At 68.7% G+C, this 20,937-nt stretch carries 22 protein-coding genes; 12 read left to right on the plus strand and 10 right to left on the minus strand.

The genetic code is table 11. The features are described from left to right. The first annotated feature begins 59 nt into the window (after nt 1-59). From ACLQ2O_RS16455 to rsrA, 5 genes are all read left to right on the plus strand, one after another. The gene (locus ACLQ2O_RS16455) at nt 60-866 is read left to right on the plus strand and encodes a hypothetical protein (protein WP_425832085.1); all 807 of its coding nucleotides are present in this window, start codon (nt 60-62) and stop codon (nt 864-866) included. A gap of 142 nt (nt 867-1,008) precedes the next feature. Next, the gene (locus ACLQ2O_RS16460; RefSeq protein WP_425832087.1) at nt 1,009-1,818 is read left to right on the plus strand and encodes an SOS response-associated peptidase; all 810 of its coding nucleotides are present in this window, start codon (nt 1,009-1,011) and stop codon (nt 1,816-1,818) included. A 66-nt stretch (nt 1,819-1,884) separates the two neighbouring features. Beyond that, nucleotides 1,885-2,517, plus strand: a complete 633-nt coding sequence (locus ACLQ2O_RS16465; protein ID WP_425832089.1) for an alpha/beta family hydrolase — start codon at nt 1,885-1,887, stop codon at nt 2,515-2,517. A gap of 100 nt (nt 2,518-2,617) precedes the next feature. Continuing rightward, nucleotides 2,618-3,235: a sigma-70 family RNA polymerase sigma factor gene (locus tag ACLQ2O_RS16470; protein ID WP_425832091.1), complete on the plus strand. Its 618-nt coding sequence runs from the start codon at nt 2,618-2,620 to the stop codon at nt 3,233-3,235. Further along, complete coding sequence (rsrA, locus tag ACLQ2O_RS16475; protein WP_425832093.1) at nt 3,232-3,504, plus strand: mycothiol system anti-sigma-R factor; 273 nt, start codon at nt 3,232-3,234, stop codon at nt 3,502-3,504. The genes ACLQ2O_RS16470 and rsrA overlap by 4 nt, the downstream gene beginning before the upstream one ends. Nucleotides 3,505-3,563: 59 nt before the next feature. On the opposite strand, the gene ACLQ2O_RS16480 is transcribed toward rsrA, so the two are convergent. Further along, a complete protein-coding gene (locus ACLQ2O_RS16480; protein WP_425832095.1) occupies nt 3,564-5,975 on the minus strand; it encodes a tetratricopeptide repeat protein in 2,412 nt (803 codons plus the stop codon). A 291-nt stretch (nt 5,976-6,266) separates the two neighbouring features. Beyond that, nucleotides 6,267-6,341 (minus strand): 50S ribosomal protein bL37, encoded by a 75-nt coding sequence (locus ACLQ2O_RS16485; RefSeq protein WP_369759046.1) that lies wholly within the window; start codon nt 6,339-6,341, stop codon nt 6,267-6,269. Nucleotides 6,342-6,620: 279 nt separating this feature from the next. Between ACLQ2O_RS16485 and ACLQ2O_RS16490 the strand changes: the two genes are divergently transcribed. Both ACLQ2O_RS16490 and ACLQ2O_RS16495 read left to right on the plus strand, forming a co-directional pair. Next, nucleotides 6,621-7,955 (plus strand): HD-GYP domain-containing protein, encoded by a 1,335-nt coding sequence (locus tag ACLQ2O_RS16490; protein WP_425832629.1) that lies wholly within the window; start codon nt 6,621-6,623, stop codon nt 7,953-7,955. After that, nucleotides 7,952-9,235: an HD-GYP domain-containing protein gene (locus ACLQ2O_RS16495; RefSeq protein WP_425832097.1), complete on the plus strand. Its 1,284-nt coding sequence runs from the start codon at nt 7,952-7,954 to the stop codon at nt 9,233-9,235. The genes ACLQ2O_RS16490 and ACLQ2O_RS16495 overlap by 4 nt, the downstream gene beginning before the upstream one ends. A gap of 7 nt (nt 9,236-9,242) precedes the next feature. Here ACLQ2O_RS16495 and ACLQ2O_RS16500 read toward each other — a convergent pair whose 3' ends face one another. The 4 genes from ACLQ2O_RS16500 to ACLQ2O_RS16515 all read right to left on the minus strand — a co-directional run bounded on the left by ACLQ2O_RS16500 (nt 9,243) and on the right by ACLQ2O_RS16515 (nt 12,764). Beyond that, the gene (locus tag ACLQ2O_RS16500; RefSeq protein WP_425832099.1) at nt 9,243-10,016 is read right to left on the minus strand and encodes a class I SAM-dependent DNA methyltransferase; all 774 of its coding nucleotides are present in this window, start codon (nt 10,014-10,016) and stop codon (nt 9,243-9,245) included. A 129-nt stretch (nt 10,017-10,145) separates the two neighbouring features. Beyond that, complete coding sequence (locus ACLQ2O_RS16505) at nt 10,146-10,727, minus strand: DUF5317 family protein (protein WP_425832100.1); 582 nt, start codon at nt 10,725-10,727, stop codon at nt 10,146-10,148. A 130-nt stretch (nt 10,728-10,857) separates the two neighbouring features. After that, a complete protein-coding gene (gene mctP, locus ACLQ2O_RS16510) occupies nt 10,858-12,507 on the minus strand; it encodes a monocarboxylate uptake permease MctP (RefSeq protein ID WP_425832102.1) in 1,650 nt (549 codons plus the stop codon). Next, the gene (locus tag ACLQ2O_RS16515) at nt 12,504-12,764 is read right to left on the minus strand and encodes a DUF3311 domain-containing protein (protein WP_425832104.1); all 261 of its coding nucleotides are present in this window, start codon (nt 12,762-12,764) and stop codon (nt 12,504-12,506) included. Before ACLQ2O_RS16515 ends, mctP begins: the two co-directional genes overlap by 4 nt. A gap of 84 nt (nt 12,765-12,848) precedes the next feature. On the opposite strand from ACLQ2O_RS16515, the gene ACLQ2O_RS16520 reads away from it, so the two are divergent. Beyond that, nucleotides 12,849-13,910, plus strand: a complete 1,062-nt coding sequence (locus ACLQ2O_RS16520) for an endonuclease/exonuclease/phosphatase family protein (RefSeq protein ID WP_425832106.1) — start codon at nt 12,849-12,851, stop codon at nt 13,908-13,910. Here the strand turns inward: ACLQ2O_RS16520 and ACLQ2O_RS16525 are convergent. Then, a complete protein-coding gene (locus ACLQ2O_RS16525; RefSeq protein ID WP_425832108.1) occupies nt 13,907-14,815 on the minus strand; it encodes a DUF2785 domain-containing protein in 909 nt (302 codons plus the stop codon). The genes ACLQ2O_RS16520 and ACLQ2O_RS16525 overlap by 4 nt on opposite strands. 97 nt (nt 14,816-14,912) lie before the next feature. Between ACLQ2O_RS16525 and ACLQ2O_RS16530 the strand changes: the two genes are divergently transcribed. Together ACLQ2O_RS16530 and ACLQ2O_RS16535 are read left to right on the plus strand one after the other, a co-directional pair. Beyond that, a complete protein-coding gene (locus ACLQ2O_RS16530) occupies nt 14,913-16,388 on the plus strand; it encodes a sensor histidine kinase (RefSeq protein ID WP_425832110.1) in 1,476 nt (491 codons plus the stop codon). A 102-nt stretch (nt 16,389-16,490) separates the two neighbouring features. Beyond that, nucleotides 16,491-16,892 carry a hypothetical protein gene (locus tag ACLQ2O_RS16535; protein ID WP_425832112.1) on the plus strand — a complete coding sequence of 134 codons (402 nt, stop codon included), beginning with the start codon at nt 16,491-16,493 and terminating at the stop codon, nt 16,890-16,892. Between the two features lie 181 nt (nt 16,893-17,073). Here ACLQ2O_RS16535 and ACLQ2O_RS16540 read toward each other — a convergent pair whose 3' ends face one another. Then, complete coding sequence (locus tag ACLQ2O_RS16540) at nt 17,074-17,325, minus strand: WhiB family transcriptional regulator (protein ID WP_012922773.1); 252 nt, start codon at nt 17,323-17,325, stop codon at nt 17,074-17,076. A 501-nt stretch (nt 17,326-17,826) separates the two neighbouring features. Here ACLQ2O_RS16540 and ACLQ2O_RS16545 point away from each other — a divergent pair. Next, nucleotides 17,827-18,231, plus strand: a complete 405-nt coding sequence (locus ACLQ2O_RS16545; RefSeq protein WP_425832114.1) for a hypothetical protein — start codon at nt 17,827-17,829, stop codon at nt 18,229-18,231. A gap of 5 nt (nt 18,232-18,236) precedes the next feature. Here ACLQ2O_RS16545 and ACLQ2O_RS16550 read toward each other — a convergent pair whose 3' ends face one another. Both ACLQ2O_RS16550 and ACLQ2O_RS16555 read right to left on the minus strand, forming a co-directional pair. Next, nucleotides 18,237-19,031, minus strand: a complete 795-nt coding sequence (locus ACLQ2O_RS16550) for an RNA polymerase sigma factor SigF (protein ID WP_425832116.1) — start codon at nt 19,029-19,031, stop codon at nt 18,237-18,239. After that, nucleotides 19,028-19,420 carry an ATP-binding protein gene (locus ACLQ2O_RS16555; RefSeq protein ID WP_425832118.1) on the minus strand — a complete coding sequence of 131 codons (393 nt, stop codon included), beginning with the start codon at nt 19,418-19,420 and terminating at the stop codon, nt 19,028-19,030. Before ACLQ2O_RS16555 ends, ACLQ2O_RS16550 begins: the two co-directional genes overlap by 4 nt. A gap of 223 nt (nt 19,421-19,643) precedes the next feature. On the opposite strand from ACLQ2O_RS16555, the gene ACLQ2O_RS16560 reads away from it, so the two are divergent. Beyond that, nucleotides 19,644-20,933, plus strand: a complete 1,290-nt coding sequence (locus ACLQ2O_RS16560; RefSeq protein ID WP_425832120.1) for a Gfo/Idh/MocA family protein — start codon at nt 19,644-19,646, stop codon at nt 20,931-20,933. Nucleotides 20,934-20,937: the final 4 nt, after the last annotated feature.

Here is a 20,937-nt window from a genome sequence, read left to right on the forward strand (position 1 = left end):
TCAGAACGACGCTTCCGGCCACCCGGTCGGGAGGCTGAAGGACTGCGTTGAGGAGGGTCATGTCGTTGTACGCGGACATCCGCCGGCGGTTCGACTCGCTGCGTGGTCCGAACCTGGCGGGGTCGCTCGCCCGGGACCGGCCGGAAGCGTCGTCGGCAGAGCAACCGTGCGGAAGGAGGGAGCCGCACGGCACAGCTGGTCCCGACCGGAGTGCCTACCTCGCGATTGCCGAGGCGCTCCGGGACGGGGCCGACGTCGTGCCTGCGAGTGACGAGGTCGGACGCCGCTTGGCGGCCGACGGGGTCTCGCTGCTCGAGGCACTTGATGGACTGAGTGCGTTGTACCGCTCGATCGCCGGGGGCGAGCCGGCTTTCGCCGCGGTACGCGCACTCAGTTCCAGCTGGGCCGAAGCATCCCTCATCTACCTGCACTCACTGAGTTGCGAGGACCCGCTGACCGGGCTGTCCAGCCTGGCGCACCTGCGGTCCCGCCTCGGCGAGATCTACCGGGAGGCCGATCTCCGTGGAACTTCCGTACCGGCGACCCACGCACTGGTGGTGGTCGAGCCGCTCAACCCGCCCGGCACCACGCCGTTCGACCGCGAGCTCCGGCTCGTCGACGTCGCGGAGTGCCTGCGGATCGTGTTCGCCGGCGGTGACGTACTGGGCCGCCTCGGCTCACACCGCGCGGCGGCGCTCGTCGACCGCGAGCCGAACCTGCCGGACCAGGTCGCGACGGTCCGAGCGCTGATCACCCAGTGGCGGCTCGACACCGACGAGCCCCAGCTGGCCCGGATCTGGATCGAGGGCCTGCCGGCCAGTGATGCGATGGCTGTGCGGTTGCTCGACGAGCTGACCCGGAGCTGAAGCTTGCGCCCGGACGTCTACAGGGGGATGCCCGGGCGCATCGAGCAGGCGGTGGATCGCCTATCACGGGGTAGGCGATCCACCGCCGCTGTGCGTTCGCCGTACGGCGAAAATGTCCGCGGCGGTGGATAGGCTGACCTTCATGTGTGGCCGTTACGCGAGCAGCCGGGACCCCTCCGACCTGGTGGTCGAGTTCGAGATCGCCGCGGGCAACGTGAAGGAGTCCGTGCAGGAGCTGCCGGACAACTTCAACGTCGCGCCGACCGACCCGGTGATCGCCGTGGTCGAGCGGAAGAACCGCGAGCAGCCCGACGAGGTGGTCCGCAAGCTGACCACGGTCAAGTGGGGGCTGGTGCCGTCCTGGGCCAAGGACACCTCGATCGGCAGCCGGCTGATCAACGCCCGGATGGAGACCGTGGCCGAGAAGCCCGCCTTCAAGAAGGCGTTCGCGACCCGGCGCTGCCTGCTGCCCGCCGACGGGTACTACGAGTGGTACGAGACCGAGCAGAAGAAGAACGGCAAGCCGGTCAAGCAGCCGTACTTCATCCGCCCGGCCGACGGCGGCGTGCTGGCGATGGCCGGCCTGTACGAGATCTGGCGCGACAAGTCGGTGGCCGACGCCGACTCCGACGCCGCCTGGCTGTGGACCTGCACGGTGCTCACCACCTCGGCGACCGACGACCTCGGCCAGATCCACGACCGGATGCCGCTGCTGGTCGAGCGCGACCGGTACGACGCCTGGCTCGACCCGCTGTCGTCCGACCCCGACGAGCTGCTGGAGCTGCTGGTTCCGGCCGCGCCCGGACGGCTCGAGGCGTACGCCGTGTCGAAGGCGGTCAGCTCGGTGAAGAACAACGGTCCGCACCTGGTCGACCCGCTCCCGCCGGACGGCGAGGACCCGGCCGACCGGCCCGGCCCGCCGACCGCGGCCGATGACAATCCGCTGTTCTGAATCTTTCTGTCCTTTCTTCCTGTGTAGGACGCCGGGCAGCGGGGTCCGCAATGACAGGATGGGCCCGTGACCGACGAACGGATTGTGGCGACGCCGCACGGTGAGGCGCGGATCGTGGCGTACCGGGCCCGGCGGCCGGTGGCGACCCTGGCCCTCGGTCACGGGGCCGGCGGCGGGATCGAGGCCGGTGACCTGGCCGCGCTGGCAGCCCGGCTGCCGAAGCAGGACATCAACGTGTTCCTGATCGAGCAGCCCTGGCGCCGGGCCGGCCGCAAGCTCGCGCCGGCGCCGAAGATCCTGGACGAGTCCTGGATCGCGATCATCGGCCAGCTCCGGATCCGGACGCCGCTGGTGCTCGGTGGTCGCAGCGCGGGAGCGCGCGTGGCCTGCCGTACGGCGACCGGGCTGGGCGCTTCCGGCGTACTGGCGTTGTCGTTCCCGCTGCACCCGCCGGGCAAGCCGGACAAGTCGCGGGTCGACGAGCTCCAGGCGGCCGGGCTGCCGACGTTCGTCGTCCAGGGGGAGAAGGACCCGTTCGGTACGCCGGAGGAGTTCCCGCCGCTGACCGAGATGGCCGTCGTCCCGGACGCCGACCACAGCTTCAAGGTGCCGAAAAGGGCCGAGCTGACGCAGCAGGAGTCCTACGAACTGCTCGTCGAGGCCGTCTTCGAATGGGTCTCCCGGGAAGTCTCCGGCTGACGGGAATTACCCCCGAGCGGGGTGTGTTCTACAAGACATGACGGTAACGAGCCTGGACAGAGCGCGGAGTTCTGGGGTCGCCCCGGTATTCTCGGTATCGATGCCGACTCCGACGACCACCGAGACTCCCGAGCAGCGGACCGAGCGCTTCGAGCGCGAGGCGCTGCCTTTCCTCGACCAGATGTACGCCGCGGCGATGCGGATGACGCGTAACCCGTCCGACGCCGAGGACCTGGTCCAGGACACCTTCGCGAAGGCGTACAGCTCCTTCCACCAGTTCACGCCCGGCACCAACCTGAAGGCGTGGCTGTACCGGATCCTCACCAACACCTTCATCAACGGCTACCGCAAGCGGCAGCGTCAACCCACGCAGTCGCCGACCGAGGAGATCGAGGACTGGCAGCTGACCGCTGCCGAGTCGCACACTCCCGGCGGGCTGAAGTCGGCCGAAGCGGTCGCCCTGGAGCACCTGCCCGATTCCGACGTGAAGTCGGCCCTGCAGTCGATCCCGGAGGACTTCCGCCTGGCGGTCTACCTGGCCGACGTCGAGGGCTTTGCTTACAAGGAGATCGCGGAGATCATGGGGACTCCGGTCGGCACCGTGATGTCGCGGTTGCACCGCGGCCGGCGCCAGCTGCGCGAGCTGCTGGCCGACTACGCCCGGGACCGCGGCCTGATCCCCGCGGCCGACAGCGCAGAGACCGAGGAGGAGTCGTGAGCTGCGGCGAGCACCACGACGTCGACTGCAGCGAGATCCTGCAGCGCGTGTACGTCTTCATCGACAACGAGCTCGAAGACGCCAGCAGCGACGAGATCCGCACCCATCTGGAAGAGTGCGCCCCCTGCCTCGACCAGTACGACCTCGAACGCTGCATCAAGAAACTCGTCCACCGCTCCTGCGGCGACGACCAGGCCCCCGACGCACTCCGCGCCAAGATCCTGCTCCGCCTGACCGAGGTCCGCGTCGAAACGAGCAGCCCGGACTGAGCGGCCGGCCCACAGCACGACCGACGACCGCGTATCCCCCGGGTGCGCGGTCGTCGCGGTTATTCCGTCCGGGCGAGCAGAGCGAGCGCGATCGCCTCCTGATGAGGTGACGGCGAGTGCAGCAGGGTCGCAGCGGCACGCCAGTGGGTGCGGGCAGCGCCCAGCTGGTCGGTGGCCTGCTCGATCTTCCCGAGCGCGATGAGGGCCTCGCCCTCGCGCTGGTGATTGCCGAGGGCGCGGGCAAGCTCGGCGCCGGATTCCGCGTTTCGAACGGCTTCGGCGACGTCACCGACCTGCAGGTAGAAGGCGGCCAAGCGGCTGTGGCTCTCAGAGCATCCGTTCTCGTCCGACAGCCGCTCGAACGTCGACAGAGCCTTGGTCATCAGGTCGATGGCCTGCGGGAGCTCTCCTGCCATCGCGTAGGAGTCTGCGGCGACCTGGTACCGCTTGCCCAGCGAGCGTTCGCTGCCGGACATGGTGGCTAGGGCGATGGAACGGTTGAAGGCCCGGTTGGCCAGGACAGTGTCACCACGCCGGCTGTACAACGTGCCGAGAGCGAGGTAGCTCAGGCCCTCGAGCCCGTGATCCCCGATCCGCTGACTCAGTTCCAAGGACTCCTCGGCCGACTCCACCGCGTCGTCCAGCCGGCCGAGCTGCTCGAGGAGATGGCTGACCGAACTGGCGGCGCGGGCCTGGCCGATCGGGTCGCCGATCTCGCGGAACAGCATCAAGGCGTCCTGGAAATGCGCCAACGACTCCTCCTGGGCGTTCCGCTCCGCCGACGGGATACCGAGGTCGTGCTCGAGCCAGGCCGCCAGACGCTGCTGGTTAAGCTCTCCGGCGATCTGCCGCCCGATCACGAACAGGGCACGCATCTCGGTCCACAGCGCCCGAGCCTCGAAGTACCCGAACAGCGCCAGGGTGAGCTCGGGCAGCAGCGCGCGCAGCGCGGGGATCCGCTGAGCCTGGTGGAACGCTCCGGTCAGGTTCGTCCACTCGGTATCGAACCACTTGAGCACCGCGTTGACGTCGGTGACCTCTGGCACAGTTCGCATACTGTCGCCGGCCATCGCCAGGCGGCTTCCCTCCCGATGCGTCGCCTGCTGGCACCGCCAAGCGAGGCCGGTGTAGAAGATCAGCACCCGGGACAGCGCGTCGGTACGAGCTCCTTCGGAGAGTCGCTGGGTGGACTGCTCCCGTGCGTAGGCCTGGATCAGGTCATGCAGGTGGTACCGCCCGGGTGCGGTCGACTCGAGCAGGTTCAGGTCGACCAGGCGCTCCAGCATCTCCTCGGTGTGCCGCTCCGACTCACCGAGCAGGTGTGCTGTCGTGGTCGTGACGAGCTCGGTGCCGTTCGGCAGGCCGAGAAAATCCAGCGCCGCGGCGGCCTGGCGTTCGACGAGTTGGTCGCTGGCGGCCAGGAACTCCACTGAGGCAGCGATGTTCGACCGTACGCCGTTGTAGCCGGACCCCAGCTCGTCGAGCCGACGCCGGCCGTCCTCGAGCTGGTGCATCACGTGCTTGACCGGCCAGCCCGGGCGAGCGGCCAGCCGGGCGCCGATCAACCGTACGGCGAGCGGCAACCGGCCGGTGAGGCGAGCGATCGCCTTGGCCGAACTCGCCTCGGCGGCAACCCGGGAATCGCCGGCGATCCTGCCCAGCAACGTGATCGAGTCAGCCTCCGACAACGGCGCCAGCCGGACCTGACGAAAGCCCGGAAGGGCGGTGAGTCCTCGTCGGCTGGTCACGACCACTGCGGCACCTGGTGCCCCCGGCAACAGCGGGCGCACCTGCGCCGCGCCGGAGGCGTTGTCCAGCAGGACCAGAATCCGGCGCCCGGCCAGGCGGGACCGGTACAGCGCGGCGGCTTCGTCGATACCGTCGGGAATCGACTCTGCGTCCACGCCCAGCGAGCGCAGCAACTGGCCGAGGGCGTCCAACGGCCGGACAGGCTCATCCTGCCCGTAGCCGCGCAGATCGAGGTAGAAGTGCCCGTCGGGGTAGGAATCCGCGGTGAGGTGGGCCGCGTGGACTGCCAGCGAGGTCTTGCCGACGCCGCCCATGCCGGTCACTGCGGCCGTTCGGACGATCCCGACGGGCTCGTCGCCGGTCAGTACGGAGACCAGCACCTCGAGCTCATCGGCACGGCCGGTGAAGTCCGGCAGTGTCGGTGGCAACTGCCGGGGCACCGCGGCGGGGTCGGCGGCCAGAGGCTTCGTTCGCGGCTGCGAACCGCCGCGCGAGCCACCGCGCGCCGCCTCTGCCAACTGCTCCTCGGCGTCGGAATCGAGGGCGAGGGCCTTGGCCAGAGCCTGCACAGTGCTCGGCCGGGGACGCTTGCGGGTCCCGCGCTCGAGCAGGCTGACCGCCTGCTCGCTCAAGCCGGCCTTCTCGGCGAGAGCGTTCTGGGTGAGGTTGGCGGCGACCCGGAACTCGCGCAGCAGTTCGCCGAGCGTGGTCTCGGATGCCAAGCAGTGCTCACCTCCCCGTTCGTCCCGCGGTCCGCGGTATACAACCGCGATCGACAGACCAACTGTAGGAGTCCAGGCCGACATCGTGCTGGGGTTTGTCCACAGGCGGCCAGCGGAAGCAGGGGAGACGGGCGCGACTCTGAACAGCTGTTTGAATCATAGCGTTCAGTAGCCGATTCCAGACGCTCCGAATACAGGACCTCTGCTATTGGTGGTCCTGTCGGAACATGTGACCAAATTGCAAAGACCCCGGTGATTCACCGGGGTCCTCGCTGTGCGTAGTCGCCTGACTCAGGCGTTCGGGCGCTTACCGTGGTTGGCGCCCTTCTTCTTGCGTGCGCGGCGCTTACGGCCGGTCTTGCCCATCTGAAGCCTCCTTGTAACAACTGCAAAGAGTCACAGTCTCTCATACCACAACCGTGTCCTGAGCACCGTGCGGCGAGTCAGGCGCTGCCCTACAGTGTTTCGCGGCGCGCCTGATGAGCAAACTTATGACTAGTCAGCGATGTGCTGTCTGCCCCCTGTGCGCAACTTCCTGTGCGCAAGACCGCGACCGCTGTACGGAGGTGACTTATGCTGGGCGATCAGTGGGAGTGGTGACCTAGACTGACGTCCGCAGCTGCGAGGTGATCGATGCGAGTGCGGATGCTCCGTCTGTTCGTCAGCGTGACCGTTCTGTGCGCTGTCATCGTGTTCGTGGTTTCGTTGACCCATGTGACCGACGTTGTGACCATTCTGCTGCTGTGTGCGTTCATGCTCGTCGGCGGCTCATTGCGCTCCCGCTTGGACCAGCAGAACCGGGCGTCGCTCGACACTGTGATCCTGGTCGCGGTCTACCCGCTCGCGGGCCCTGCGGCCGCTGTCGTCGTCTCCGCCTGCAATGCGCTGGTCCAGCGGCGCGGGATCCCGCTGATGAAGCGAGCCTTCAACGGTTCCCAGTTCGTGCTGTCGGCCGCGGTCGGCGGTGTCGTGTACGACCTGACCGGCGGCCCCGTGGGCGCCGAAGTACTGGTCGTCCCGCACCAGTTGGTGTTCACCGGAGTTCTTGCATGTCTGGGCACCCTGGTGGTCAACGCGCTCCTGATGTCCACTGTGCTGTTGCTCGACCAGGGGGTCTCCCCTCTCAGGTCGATGAGGTACGCCGCGGCTCCCACGCTCACCCCGCTGCTCGGGTACGGATGCCTGGGCCTGCTGCTGGCCGTGGTGTGGATCGGCGGCCTGGGGTTCGTCGCCGGTTTGCTGATTCTGGTCCCTCTGCTGGTGGCCCGCTGGGCACTGCGGCAGTACGAAGCCGAGAAAACTGCTCAGGCCGCGACCATGCGGGCTTTCATCCACCTGATCGAGACCAAGGATCCCTACACGCGAGGTCACTCCGAACGGGTCAGCAAGGGTGTGGGGATGCTGGGGCGGTTCCTCAAGCTGAACCCGGACCGCCAGATCGCGCTCGAGCACGCGGGTCTCCTGCACGACGTGGGCAAGGTGGGTGTGCCGACCAGCATCATTCGCAAGCCCGGACGGCTTGACGACACCGAGATGGACGCGATCCGGCTGCACCCCGCGCGGGGGGTCGAACTGATCGGGAACATCCCGTTCCTGGAGGAGGTGAAGTCCGCCGTCCTGCACCACCACGAGAAGTACGACGGAACCGGTTATCCCGCGGGTCTCAGCGCGACGAACATTCCGTACTTCGCCCGCATCATCGGTATCGTCGACGCGTTCGACTGTTTGACCTCCAACCGCTCGTACCGTCCGGCGCGCAGTGTGGAGGAGACGTTGGCGATCCTCGAGCAGGACAAGCTGACGCATTTCGACCCACGGCTGGTGGACTCTTTCGTCAGCGTGATCCGTCAGCACGGCTGGAAGGCCGCGGCGGTCGACCAGCCCGCACCGGACGGATCGGTCGAGGCGAGCATCGACCACGACGACCTGAGTCTCGGCAGCAGCGGTGGTGCCTCGGGGTCCGCGGCGGGGCCGGCGTGACGCGGTCAGAAGAATCGGAGACGTTCGAGGTCCGGAGATTCGGCAGTGGGGTGGTGATCCTGCTGGCCGGCGCGTCCCTGGGATTGTCGGCGTTGCTGATCACCGTCAGGCAAGGCGTCACCGAGTGGCCGTTCGCGGTGACCTTCGGTCTGCTGGTCGCCATCGGCGAAGTCGTCCAGTTCAACGTCGACAGGACCCGCAACCGGGCGCCGATCGCCACCAGCGCCGCGCTGGCCTACGCGATGCTGCGCGGCCCTTCGCTCGACGTACCGCCCGACGTCGCCCAGGTGATCACCGTCGTGGGCATCGGCACCATGATCGGGATCGTTCCGCGAGCGATCGCGGGGCTGCGGTGGGACGCCGTGGTCTCCTGCCGACGTGTGCTGTCGGTCGCGTGCGCGGCGGCGGTGTTCAGCGCCATCGTCTCGTCCGCGGACGGCTGGAACGGCTCCTGGCAGCACTCCCTTCCGATCGTCGCCGCGATGCTGGCCAGCGTCCTCACCGCCGGCCTGGTAGACGCTGTGGTAGGTGCGGGGCAGGCGACCGAACAGGTGAACCGGCCCTTTCCGTCGGCTCTGCGCGACGAGTTGGTGGTGATGGGGCAGATCGGTATGGCAATGGGCATCGGCGGGGTGCTGCTGGCCGCCGGCACGTCGATCATTGGTCTGTGGGCCCCGCCCCTCGTGGTCGTGCCGTTGTTGCTGACGCAGTTCGCGTTCCGTCGGTTCGCCTCCGCGCAGCGGACGTACCGCGCGACCATGCGAGCGATGGCGCGCAGCACGGAGATCGCCGGGTTCAGCAGCCCTGGGCAGAACGCTCGGACAGCGGGTCTGGCGGTGGCGATCGGCAACGACCTCGGGCTGAAACCGGATCGCATCGAAGCCTTGGAGTACGCCGCCCTGCTGTCCGGTGTTGGGCAGTTGGCGCTCGCGGACCCCAGTCCCGGTGGAGCATCGCTGTTGCGAACCCGGGCCGAGCGGCAGCAGGCGGCCGAGATCGGGGCTTCAGTGATCGAGCGGTCCGGCGTACTGGATCACGTCGCCGAGATCGTTCGGCACTCCAACGATCCCTATCGGCAGGGGCGGGCGAACAACTCGCAGATTCCTGTCGAGAGTGGGATCGTCAACGTCGCGCTGGCGTACGAGCAACTGGTGGGGGAGGGCTCGGGGCAGTCGCCGGACAAGGCGATGGAGTCGATCGGGCTGGGGATCGGGGCGGAGTACGACCCGGTGGTGGTCGAGTCGCTGAGACGGGTAGTCGGACGAGGCTTCCGGTTCTAGGCCGTCGTCAGGTCCGCGCGTAGATCGATACCTGGTACCTGGAGCCGGCGGTGAACTCGCTCCCGCTCCAGTCTCCGAATCTGTCCACGAGCTCGAAACCCGCTCGGCGGGCGAGGTCGTCGAGTTGCTCGCACCACAGGTAGCCGAAGAAGGCTGCCGGGTCCTCGTGGAAGGTGCCGTCCGCAAGAGTGACTCTGACTGTTCCCCAGCAGAACTGGTCCACGGCGTCGTGCTCGAAATCGGCGGTCAGATGTGCTCCGTCAGACAGCGGACGATCCACCTGATGCGATGTTTTGCTGACCGCGGCGACGGGCGGAACACCGCCGTCGCAGATGAAGGTTCCGGTCGGTCGCAGGGCTTTCCTGATTTTTTCGAACGTTGCCACCAGCCGGGGCCAGGGCCGAATGTCGGTCAAGACTCCGTCCGCCGCGTAGACGACGTCGTAAGGCCCGCCGTAGTCGACCTCGACGAGGTCGCCCTGGATGACTTGGATCGAGGTGCCTCCTGGCTTCGCTCGCAGAGCGGTGATCATCCGCTCCGAGATCTCGATGCCGGTCACTCGGTGGCCGTCCGTCGCCAGTGGGATCCCGATCCGGCCCGTCCCGGAACCCAGGTCGAGCAGGTCTGCGGCACGGGGACCGATCCGTGATCGCAGGAGGCGCAGGCAGTCCTCTGTGTCGCGCCGAGCGATGTGCCGGTCGAACACGGAGGCGAACACCTCGCCGTAGGTTGTCTGATCGCGTCGGGGTCGAGGGAGGCCGTGTTCGTTCGCTTCGGTCATGTGCTGTGCCGTTTCGCGTTGGGCAGGCGCCGGTAGATGGCGGTCAGAATCGACTGGCCTGCCGGAGGACTCGGTCCGATGAACCCAACGATGCGCAGTGGACTTCGGGAAAATCGATCGTACTCGGGGTCACAGGGCGGGGTCGTCCCGCGCGGTTTTCGCTTCTAGGTCGGACCAACCCGGTGTGGGGTCGGTCGGGACGCGGCCGGTGCCGCCGAGGCCGGCGTACAGGAGGAGTCCGGCGCCGGCGGCGATCAGGACGTCGCCGGGGCTGACGGCCTGACCGAGCCAAGGGAGGGCGACCGGTACGACGTCGCCCAGCCACGGGAGCAGGGTCGAAGGGGTCGAGAGCTCGTGGCGCGGGTCCTCCACGAAGGTCCGCAGGCCTGCCTGCGCGAGGGCTCCGCGTGACACCGGCATCGCACCATTCAGTACGACGACCACCGCGTTCGCCGTGAACCCCAGTGCGAGCAGGGCGACGCCGGGCCGGCGCAGGTTCTGGCGCAGGAACACCGCGATGCAGACGGCCGAGCCGATCAGGCCGACCGGGTACGCGATGCCGCCGGTGATCGAGCCGAGCAGCTGGCCGATCGCCGCGGCTACGAGCCAGTGCAGGCCGGACAGGCCGTTGTCGGCGAGGGAGACGAGGCGGCCGCCGGTGAGCAACGCCGCCCCCGCGGCCAGCACCATGACGAGGAGTACCAGCAGCACCCTCGCGATTCTGCCTGGCGGGTTGCCCGAATCCGGGCACCACGGAACTCCCGAGCGTGTCGACATAACCGCAAAGCGTGACGGGCGGCCTCTCCCGAGGAGAGACCGCCCGTCACGATCGCCAACCAGGTCAGGGTTTCGCGGTCGCTCCGCCCTCGTCGAGCAGCTCGTCCAGGTCCTTCACGCCCGGGTCCCCGGCGTCGGCCAGGTAGTCGGAGTGGTGCGTGGAGTCCTTGCCCTCGGCGACCTTCGCGGCCCGCAGGATCAAGGTCAGCACGACCACGACGATCAGGTTGAGCCCGAAGGCCGTCAGCCCGATGTAGGCCTTGGTCTCGGTGAACGGGATCGTCGCCAGCGAACCGCCGAAGTGCTTGCCGGTCGCCGGGTTCACCACGTTGTAGGCGTTGATCGTGCCCCACACCATGCCGACCGCCCAGCCGGCCAGCAGCGCCCAGCGGTGGAACCACCGGGTGAACAGGCCGACGACGATCGCCGGGAAGGTCTGCAGGATCCAGATCCCGCCGAGCAGCTGCAGGTTGATCGAGATCGACTTGTCCATCCCGAGCACGAAGACCAGCGCGCCGAACTTCACCAGCAGCGAGGCGAGCTTGGAGACCTTGGCCTCCTGGGCCGGTGTGGCGTCCGGCTTGAGGAAGTCGCGGTAGATGTTGCGGGTGAACAGGTTCGCCGCCGCGATCGACATGATCGCCGCCGGCACCAGCGCACCGACCGCGATCGCCGCGAACGCGATCCCGGCGAACCAGGCCGGGAACTCCTGGTCGAACAGCCGCGGGATCGCCAGCTGCGGGTTGGCCAGGCCGTCCAGGCCCTTGATGTCGACGTTCGCCTTGATCGCCATGAAGCCGAGCAGCGCGAGCAGACCGAGCAGCAGCGAGTACGCCGGCAGGATCGCCGCGTTGCGCCGTACGACGTTGCGGTTCTTGGTCGACAGCACCGCGGTGACCGAGTGCGGGTACATGAACAGCGCCATCGCCGAACCGAGCGCGAGCGTCCAGTACGACGAGTAGCCGCCCGCACCCGGGATGAACGAGCCGACGGCCTGGCCGGTGGCCGGCGACGTCGCCTCCATCTTGGTCTGGGCCGCGTCGAAGATGCTGTCCCAGCCGCCGAGCTGGCCGGGCAGGTAGAGGATCGCGGCGCCGATCACCAGGTAGATCAGCCCGTCCTTGACGAACGCGATCATCGCCGGCGCCCGCAGTCCGGACGAGTAGGTGTAGGCCGCGAGGACCGCGAACGCGATCAGCAGCGGCAGGTCCTTGGCCAGCAGGTTGTCGCCGCCGAGGCCCATCACCTCGAAGACGGCCTGCATGCCGACCAGCTGCAGCGCGATGTACGGCATCGTCGCGAGGATGCCGGTGACGGCCACCGCGAGCGACAGACCGCGGCTGCCGTACCGGCCGCCGACGAAGTCCGCGGGCGTGACGTAGCCGTTGCGGTGCGAGACCGACCACAGCCGAGACATGAACACGAAGATGATCGGGTAAACCACGATCGTGTAGGGCACCGCGAAGAACCCGCTGATCGCACCCGTCGCGTACATCGCGGCCGGGACCGCGACGAACGTGTACGCCGTGTAGAGGTCGCCGCCGAGCAGGAACCAGGTGATGAAGGTGCCGAAGCCCCGCCCGCCCAGGCCCCACTCGTCCAGGCTGTCCAGCTCACCGGTCCTGCGCCACCGTGCCGCCATGAACCCCATCACGGTGACCGCGACGAAGATCACCACGACGATGATCAGCTGCACCCAGTCGACGTCCTTCACCGGTCGCCCTCCTTGACCCCGAGCCCCTCGGCGGCGCGTCGCTTCTTCTCCACGCCCAGCACCAGCCAGTACGAGATGCTCACCGTGATCGCGGAGATGAACACCCAGGCCAGCTGGTACCAGTAGAAGAACGGGAAGCCCCACAACCGGGGTTCGTCCTTGGCGTAGGTGGAGACCAGGAGAGGAACCACGACTGAAGCCGCCAGCAGAACGCCGGCGATCCAGTACGCGGGTCTCACCGCGGACAGCTTGGACACAGCTACCTCCTCGGGACACGGGCTGGCGCAACGCTGAACGCTACCGTTCGTTGATAGACAGGCACTAGATGTAGGGGGCCACCGATGGACAACGAAACCGCCTGGCGGGTTCGCAGCGTCGTGCTGTCGACGCTGATGCTGCTGGTCGTTGCCCTTCCCCTCTACCCGGAGCTGTTCGGCCTCGACGAGGTCACGCCGTTCCCGCAGCTCGTGGCCTTCAGGCCGCAGATGCTGGTCCTCGCGCTGGTGGTGGGCCTGCTGTTGCTGCTGCGGTGGCGGCTGCTCGGGGCCTTGCTGCTGGTGCTCACGGTGACCGGGGTGGCGCTCGCGGCGCCGCGAGCGATCTCCGACCCGGAGCCGCCCGAGCCCGGGTCGCGGGCACTGACGGTGATGGTCGCGAACGTGCTCGGCGGGGGTGCCGATCCGGAGGCGGTCGCGAAGCTGATCCGCTCGCAGCGGCCCGACCTCGTGTCGTTGCCCGAGGCACAGGTCGACGTCCGTGAGCGGATCCAGGAAGAGCTGAAGGGCCTCGGTTACCACGGGTACACGGTGCAGGCGAACTCCGCGCCGGAGAGCGCGACCAGCGTGCTGGTGTCGGGCACGCTCGGCAAGGTCGAGTTCACCGCGGACACGCTCGACCCCGGCCGGGTGAACGCCGCGGTGCCGGCCACGGAGCCGCCGCCCGGCAAGGCCGAGCCCGACCAGGCGGGCGTCGTACAGCAGACGACGACCCGCTTCGGGCACATCGTCGTGACCGGTGGCACGCTCGGCAAGCTGCGGCTGATCGCCTACCACGGTTACCCACCGCTGCCGTCGGAGGTGACCACGTGGAAGCAGGATCTCGTCGTACTGCGGAAGTGGTGCTCGTCCGACGTACCGACGATCGTTGCCGGGGACTTCAACGCGACGACCGACCACGCGGACTTCCGCGACGCGCTCGGCAAGAACTGCCGCAGCGTCGGGCCGGCCGTGGGAGCGGGGCTGCAGGGGACGTGGCCGTCGGACCGGCCGGCGTTCGCGCGGACGCAGATCGACCACGTCGTCGCCGGGGCCGGGGTGGAGCCGAGCCGGTTCAAGACGTACGACATCGACGGAACCGACCACCGCGCGGTGATCGCCGCGGTCGCCGTCCACAAGGAGAGCTAGCTCGAGCTCGGCGCCGGGCGGTAGATGTACGGCTGGGAGGCGCGGACGGCCTCGGTGACCATCAGCAGCAGGTCGGCGCGGGACTCGATCGGGCGGCCGAACAGGTCGTCGTCGCCGGGGATCGGGAAGCCCTTCACGCCGATCGCGAGCTGGCTGAGCAGGACGTGCAGCACGCCGCGGGCGTTGAACACGTTCGGCGTCGGCCACTCCGGCAGCGTCTCGTGCATCATCGGCTGCTGGGCCGCCGTCGCCGCCACCGGCTTCAGCCAGCGCTCCAGCTCGTCGCTGGTCAGCATGTTGCGGTGCAGGATCGTCATCACCGCGTGCGCGACCCGGTCGTGCTCCTCGTGGACCCAGCGGTACTGGGTGTCCTTGACGATCCGGTCGGCCAGTACGTCGAGCAGCGCGCGCAGCACCCCGGCGTCGCAGTGCCGCGAACGGGCCAGCGCGCCGATCGCGTCGGCGCCGTGCGCGACGGCGTGCGCCCAGCCGCAGTCCGCGACGTACCCGCGCAGGTCGCGCTCGCGCAGCAGCCAGGTCGCCAGCCGGTCGCCCCAGCGCATCACGACCTCGTCGTGCACCAGGAACTCGGCGTTGTCGCGGTGGATCACCTCGGCCAGCGTCAGCGCGGTGAACGAGCGCCGGAAGACCGTGTCGGTGCCGTCCTCGCCGAGCCCGTAGTTCAGGCCGGCGCAGAGGCCGTCACCGAAACCGGGCAGCAGGTCGTCGTACACGCCGCGCTCGAGCCAGGTCGCCAGGGTCGGGTAGGCCAGGGCGTCGCGGATCTGCGGGTTCGTGCTGGCCAGGCCCCGGACGAGCTCCTCGGTGAGGTCGCTCAGCCCACGGTCGTGGGGGACCGCATAGTCCGCGGCCATCACGTCCTGCCAGTACGACGTCGACTCCACCGAGCCATCCTTTCACTCGTGACCTGGTTCGGCACAGATCAATCAACACCCAATGCGCAAATCTGTCGAGCCGGGTGGAACGACTACGCTCAACGACGTGCCCTCGCTGAGTGACGTGGCCCGGAACCACACGACCCTGGACTCCGCCGACCTGGACCGGCTGCAGCTGCTGGTCTCGGACTGGCAGATGCTGGCCGACCTGTCCTTCGCCGACCTGGTGCTCTGGCTGCCCGACACCGAGGGGCTCGGTTTCTGGGCCGGTGCGCAGATGCGCCCGACCACCGGACCGACGGCGTACCTGGACGACATCGTCGGCAGCTTCATCCCGCGCGACCGGCGGCCGCTGCTCGACCAGGCCTACGACGGCGGCCGGATCTGCCGCGAGGGCGACCCGGAGTGGCGCGACGACGTGCCCGTGCGCGTCGAGACGATCCCGGTCCGGCGCGGCGACCGGGTGATCGCGGTGATCGCCCGCAACACCAACCTGCTCGGCGTCCGGACGCCGTCCCGGCTGGAGATCGCCTACCTGCAGAGCGCGACCGACCTGGCCCGGATGATCACCGACGGCATCTTCCCGTACGGCGGGGAGCGGCTGCTGTCCACCACGCCCCGGGTCGGGGACGGGTGCATTCGGGTCGACCGGCACGGAATGGTGACGTTCGCGAGCCCGAACGCGTTGTCGGCGTACCGGAGGATGGGACTGGTCACCGACCTGGTCGGCAGCCGGCTCAAGGATGTCACCGGCGAGCTGCTGCACACCGGGCACAAGGTCGACGACGTCCTGGCGTCGGTGCTGACCGGGCGGGCCGCCAAGGAGCTCGAGATCGAGAACGCCGACGCGACGCTGTTCCTGCGCGCGATCCCGCTGCGGGCCGGCGGTGAGCACGTGGGCGCGCTGATCCTGCTCCGGGACGTGACGGAGCTGCGCAGCCGGGAGCGGGAGCTGGTCACCAAGGAGGCGACCATCCGGGAGATTCACCATCGTGTGAAGAACAACTTGCAGACCGTCGCCGCGTTACTCCGGATGCAGGGACGGCGCATCACGGTGCCCGAAGGACAGGCGGCGTTGGCCGAGGCCGTACGGCGGGTCGGGTCGATCGCGATCGTGCACGAGACGCTGTCGGAGTCGTTCGACGAGCACGTGGACTTCGACGACGTCGCGGATCGGGTGGCGGCGATGGTCGCGGACGTGTCGACGGTTGCGACGTCGGTGGTGATCCGCCGGAGTGGCAGCTTCGGTGTGCTGGACTCCGAAGTCGCTACTCCGTTGGCGATGGTGCTGACCGAGCTGATGCAGAACTCGGTGGAGCACGCCTTCGGTGCGCGCGACGGCGAGGACGCCAGCGGAACGATCGAGCTGGAGGCGAACCGCTCGGTCGGCCGCCTGCACGTCGTCATCACCGACGACGGCAAGGGTCTCCCGGAAGACTTCGACTCCGAGACCTCAGGCAACCTGGGCCTCTCGATCGTGCGGACGCTCGTGCTCGGCGAGCTCGACGGCACCCTCGAGTTCCAGGCCCGCACGAGCGGCCCCGGTACGACGGTGACGCTCGACCTGCCGATCAAGGACTGACACCTCCGGGGTGGTCGCCGGCGTTACCTGTCACGTCATCGCCTGATCCGCGCGGTGGCGGCAGGCTTCTGGTCATCAGCCGATCGACCAGGAGGAACGACCATGAGCACCAAAACGATCTCCACCGCGAGTACCACTGTCCAGAGCCGGTTCTTGACCCGAGTCATCCGCCTGGACGCCGTGGCGTCCGGTGGCCTGGGAGTCCTGCTCCTGGGTGCGGGCTGGGCGCTGGACGGCCCGCTGGGCCTGTCCGTGGCTCTGTCCGCCGGGGTCGGCGCGTTCCTGGTGCTGTGGGGTGTGGCTCTGCTGCTGATCGGCCGCCGGCCGGCGGTCCGTCGTACGGCTGTCGTCGAGATCGCCGTGATCAACGTCGCCTGGGTGGTGGCCAGTCTCGCCGCGCTGTTCGTGCTCGAACCGACCGCTCTCGGGGTCGGGTTCGTGATCGTCCAGGCGGCTGCTGTCGGTCTGTTCGCCGAGCTGCAGCTCACCGGTCTGCGCCGGTGAGGGACTCACGGGAGGGGAGTGGAGTTCGTTGGCTGGGAACAACCGTGGGGGAGTTCAACTGTTGGTGCTGACCCATAGTTCTTCGCAGGCAACGTCGGGGGCTGTGGGCAACCTGTGGGCCCGGAACGCCTGGAAATCAAAAGGCCCCGCGGATCCCGCGGGGCCCCATCGTGTAGCTGCGTCAGGCGGTACGGATGCGGGCGCGGGCGTTGCGGCGCTTCAGCGCACGACGCTCGTCCTCGCTCAGGCCGCCCCAGACACCGTGGTCCTGGCCGGCTTCCAGTGCCCAGGCGAGGCACTGCTCACGCACGTCGCAACGACGGCACACCTGCTTGGCCTCCTCGATCTGCATGATCGCGGGCCCGGTGTTGCCGATGGGGAAGAACAGTTCCGGGTCCTCATCGAGGCAAACGGCCCGGTGGCGCCAATCCATGGCGGATCCCATCTCTCTCGGTAGTCGAATTACGCTGAAGGCTGGTCTGTGCCCGGTCAGCGTGGAAGCTAATCGCACGGGGGTGGTGCGCAGCGTTGTGAACGTTTTCACGAACGACACCATGTTCCCAATCTCGCGCTGGCGAAACAAGGGTTATGGACTTGTCGATCCGATCACAACGCTTCCTTTACACTTCGAACCGGTGCACAGCGGACCGCTACGTCCGTTATCCGAACGCGGGGCCGGTGCTGCAATCACCCGTTCACTGCAAGTAACCGATCGAACAGCCTCGGGGTTACGCAAAACCTGGAATCCCTGTGGGGAAAGGCTCTCCGACCCTCGACAGCCCTGGGGCAGGGGTGGGCCCAGGTCCGTCGTGCCCTGCGCCGGACTGCTCCTCACAGCAGTCCGCCGGGGCGTCGAGTTGCCACGCGACGGACGTTCCGCCGGACCGGCAAACCGCGCTGATCCGGCCGAACCTCCGCCGCGTAGGCTTGCGGTGTGCCGACCGATTCCTCTGCAGCCGCACCGCGTCCGCTCAAGTTAGCCGCGGCTGTGGTCGCTGCGGAAGGGCTTGTGGTCGTCGTTCTCGGATTTGCCGAAGCGTTAACGCTCGACTCCGGACGGTTGGTGCTCGGGCTCACCACGACCCTGTTCCTGCTCGCGTACGGCGGCGGCCTGCTGCTGGTGGCGCGCGGCCTGTTCCGCGCCTCGACGTGGAGCCGCGGACCGGCGGTGTTCACCCAGCTGATCCAGGTCCTGATGGCCTACAGCTTCTGGGGCGGCTCGACCAGGGCGATCTCGGTCGTGCTCGCGATCGCGGCGGTCGGCGTACTGGTCGCCATCTTCCAGAAGGCCTCGACCGAGGCCCTCCGCGACGACCCGAGCCACCCGCCGGTCCTCTGAAAGCCCTACTCCTTCAGCAGGCCCGCCCTGAGCTCGGTCAGCGTCCGGGCCAGCAGCCGGGAGACGTGCATCTGCGAGATGCCGATCTCCTCGGCGATCTGGGACTGCGTCATGCCCCGGAAGAACCGCAGCGTCAGGATCCGTTTCTCGCGGGTGTCCAGCTGGGCCAGCAGCGGCTTCAGGGACTCCCGGTACTCGACGCTTTCCAGCGCCTCGTCCTCGCCGCCGAGCCCGTCCAGCACGGTCGTCGCGTCGGCCTCGTTCTGGTCGGGGGCGTCCAGCGACAGCGTGTTGTACGCGTTCGCGGACTCCAGCCCTTCGATCACCAGGTCCGGCGCCAGCTCCAGGCGGGTCGACAGCTCCGCGACCGTGGGCGCCCGGCCGAGCTCCTGGGTCAGCTCCGCGGTCGCCGCCGTCAGCGACAGCCGCAGCTCCTGCAGCCGGCGCGGGACGCGGATCGCCCAGCCCTTGTCGCGGAAGTACCGCTTGATCTCGCCGAGGATCGTCGGCGTCGCGTACGTCGAGAACTCGACCCCGCGCTCGAGGTCGAACCGGTCGACCGCCTTGATCAGCCCGATCGTCGCGACCTGCACCAGGTCGTCGTACGGCTCGCCGCGGTTGCGGAAGCGGCGGGCCAGGTGTTCGACCAGGGGCATGTGCAGCGAGACGAGCCCGTCGCGGGCCAGCGTGTGCGCCGGGTCGCCGGCCGGGGCGGCGCCCAGCGCGGCGAAGAGTTCGGCGGTCCGGGTACGCAGGTCGGTGGGTTCCTGGGGTTCGCCCAGGGATCTGTCGTCGGTCACGCCTTCTCCGCGGCGGTGGCGGTCGCCGTCACGGTGATGGTCAGGCGGCCGTCCAGGGTCTCCGCGGCGGCGGACTCCACCAGCGCGGTCAGCACGGTCCACCCGAACGAGTCGGTGTCCGGCATCCACCCGGCCGGTACGGCGGCCGACGTCCGCACGGTCAGCTGCGGCGGGCTGATCGCGAACACGCACTCCAGCACCCCGTCGGTGGCCTGGGGCAGCAGCAGCGAGCAGGCCTCGTCGACGGCGATCCGCAGGTCGTCGATCGCGTCGACGGTGAAGTCGTTACGGGCCGCGAGGTTGCCGACCACCGAGCGCGGTACGGCGATGTAGGCACTGTCCGCGGGGATGCTGAGGCGTACCTCGGCGGCTGTTCCGGTGCTGCTCACTGTGCTGCCTCTCTGGCGGGCTGAACTCCTGGGCGGTCGGCCCACCGCGTACATCTTCCCCGCTGGCGGCCGGCAATGCACGGCGACCCCGGATCGTTCCCGACTGCGCGAACGTGTTGCTTGTAGATGTTGATCGTGCTGGGATACTGAGCACTATCGCGCACTTCTGCGGGACCGCGCCCGACCCGGTCCCCGCGCCTGCCCCCCACGACAGGAGTTCACCGTGAGCCCCACGATGATCGACGTCCCGTTCGACCAGTACGACACCGTCCGGATCGGCGTGATCGGCCTCGGCAACCGCGGCGCCGGGATGCTGGCCGGCTGGGCCGCGGTCCCCGGCGCGGTCGTCACCGCCGTCTGCGACATCCGCGCCGACCGGGCCACGGCGGCCGCCGACAAGCTCGCGCAGCTCGGCAAACCGCGCCCGGCCGAGTACGGCGGCTCGGCCTCGGCGTACGAGGACCTGGTCCGCAGCGACGACGTGGACCTCGTCTACATCGCGACGCCCTGGGAGTTCCACCACGAGCAGGGCAAGGCCGCGCTGCTCGCCGGCAAGCACGCCGGCGTCGAGCTGCCGATCGCCACCGAGCTCGAGCAGCTCTGGGACCTGGTCGACACCTCCGAGCGGACCAGCCGGCACCTGTGGCTGATGGAGAACTGCAGCTACGGCCGCAACGAGCTGGCGATGCTCAAGATGGCGCGCGAGGGCGTGTTCGGCGAGCTCACCAACGGGCACGGGGGCTACCTGCACGACCTGCGGGAGTCGCTGTTCAGCGACACCTACTACACCGACGCGTGGCGGCGGAACTGGCACACCCGCAGTACGGCGAGCTTCTACGCGATGCACGGGTTCGCCCCGATCGCGGCCGCGATGGACATCAACCGCGGCGACCGGCTGACCACGCTCCGGGCCACGGCGACCGCGGCCCGCGGACTGGCCGACTACCGGGAGCGGCACGTCCCGCGCTCGCACCCGTCCTGGAACGAGACGTACGTCAACGGCGACCTGGTCACCTGCCTGGTCGAGACCGCGAAGGGCCGGGTGATCCGGTCCGAGCACGACGTCAGCTCGCCGCGCCCGTACAGCCGGATCAACAGCCTGGCCGGCAGCCGGGGGATCTTCGAGGACTACGTCCCGGTCGGCGAGACCGGCGGGCGGGTCTACCTGGAGCCCGAGCACGGCGACCACGACTGGCGAGACTTCGCGCCGTACCGCAAGGAGTTCGACCACTGGCTGTGGAAGAAGATCGGTGACGACGCGGAGCACAACGGCGGCCACGGCGGCATGGACTACGTGCTGCAGTGGCGGGTCGTGCAGCAGATGCGGGCCGGGCTGGTGCCCGACATCGACGTGTACGACTCGGCGGCCTGGTGCGCGCCGGTGCCGCTCAGCGTCGAATCGCTGAAACTTGGCGGCGGGCCGGTCGACGTACCGGACTTCACTCGCGGCCGTTGGTCGCAGGTACGGCGTGGGCTGGACTCCGAGGAGACCGACATGCCGCCCGTCGGCTGAAAGC

The sequence above is a fragment of the Kribbella sp. DT2 genome (assembly GCF_049844575.1).
Classification (GTDB): domain Bacteria; phylum Actinomycetota; class Actinomycetes; order Propionibacteriales; family Kribbellaceae; genus Kribbella.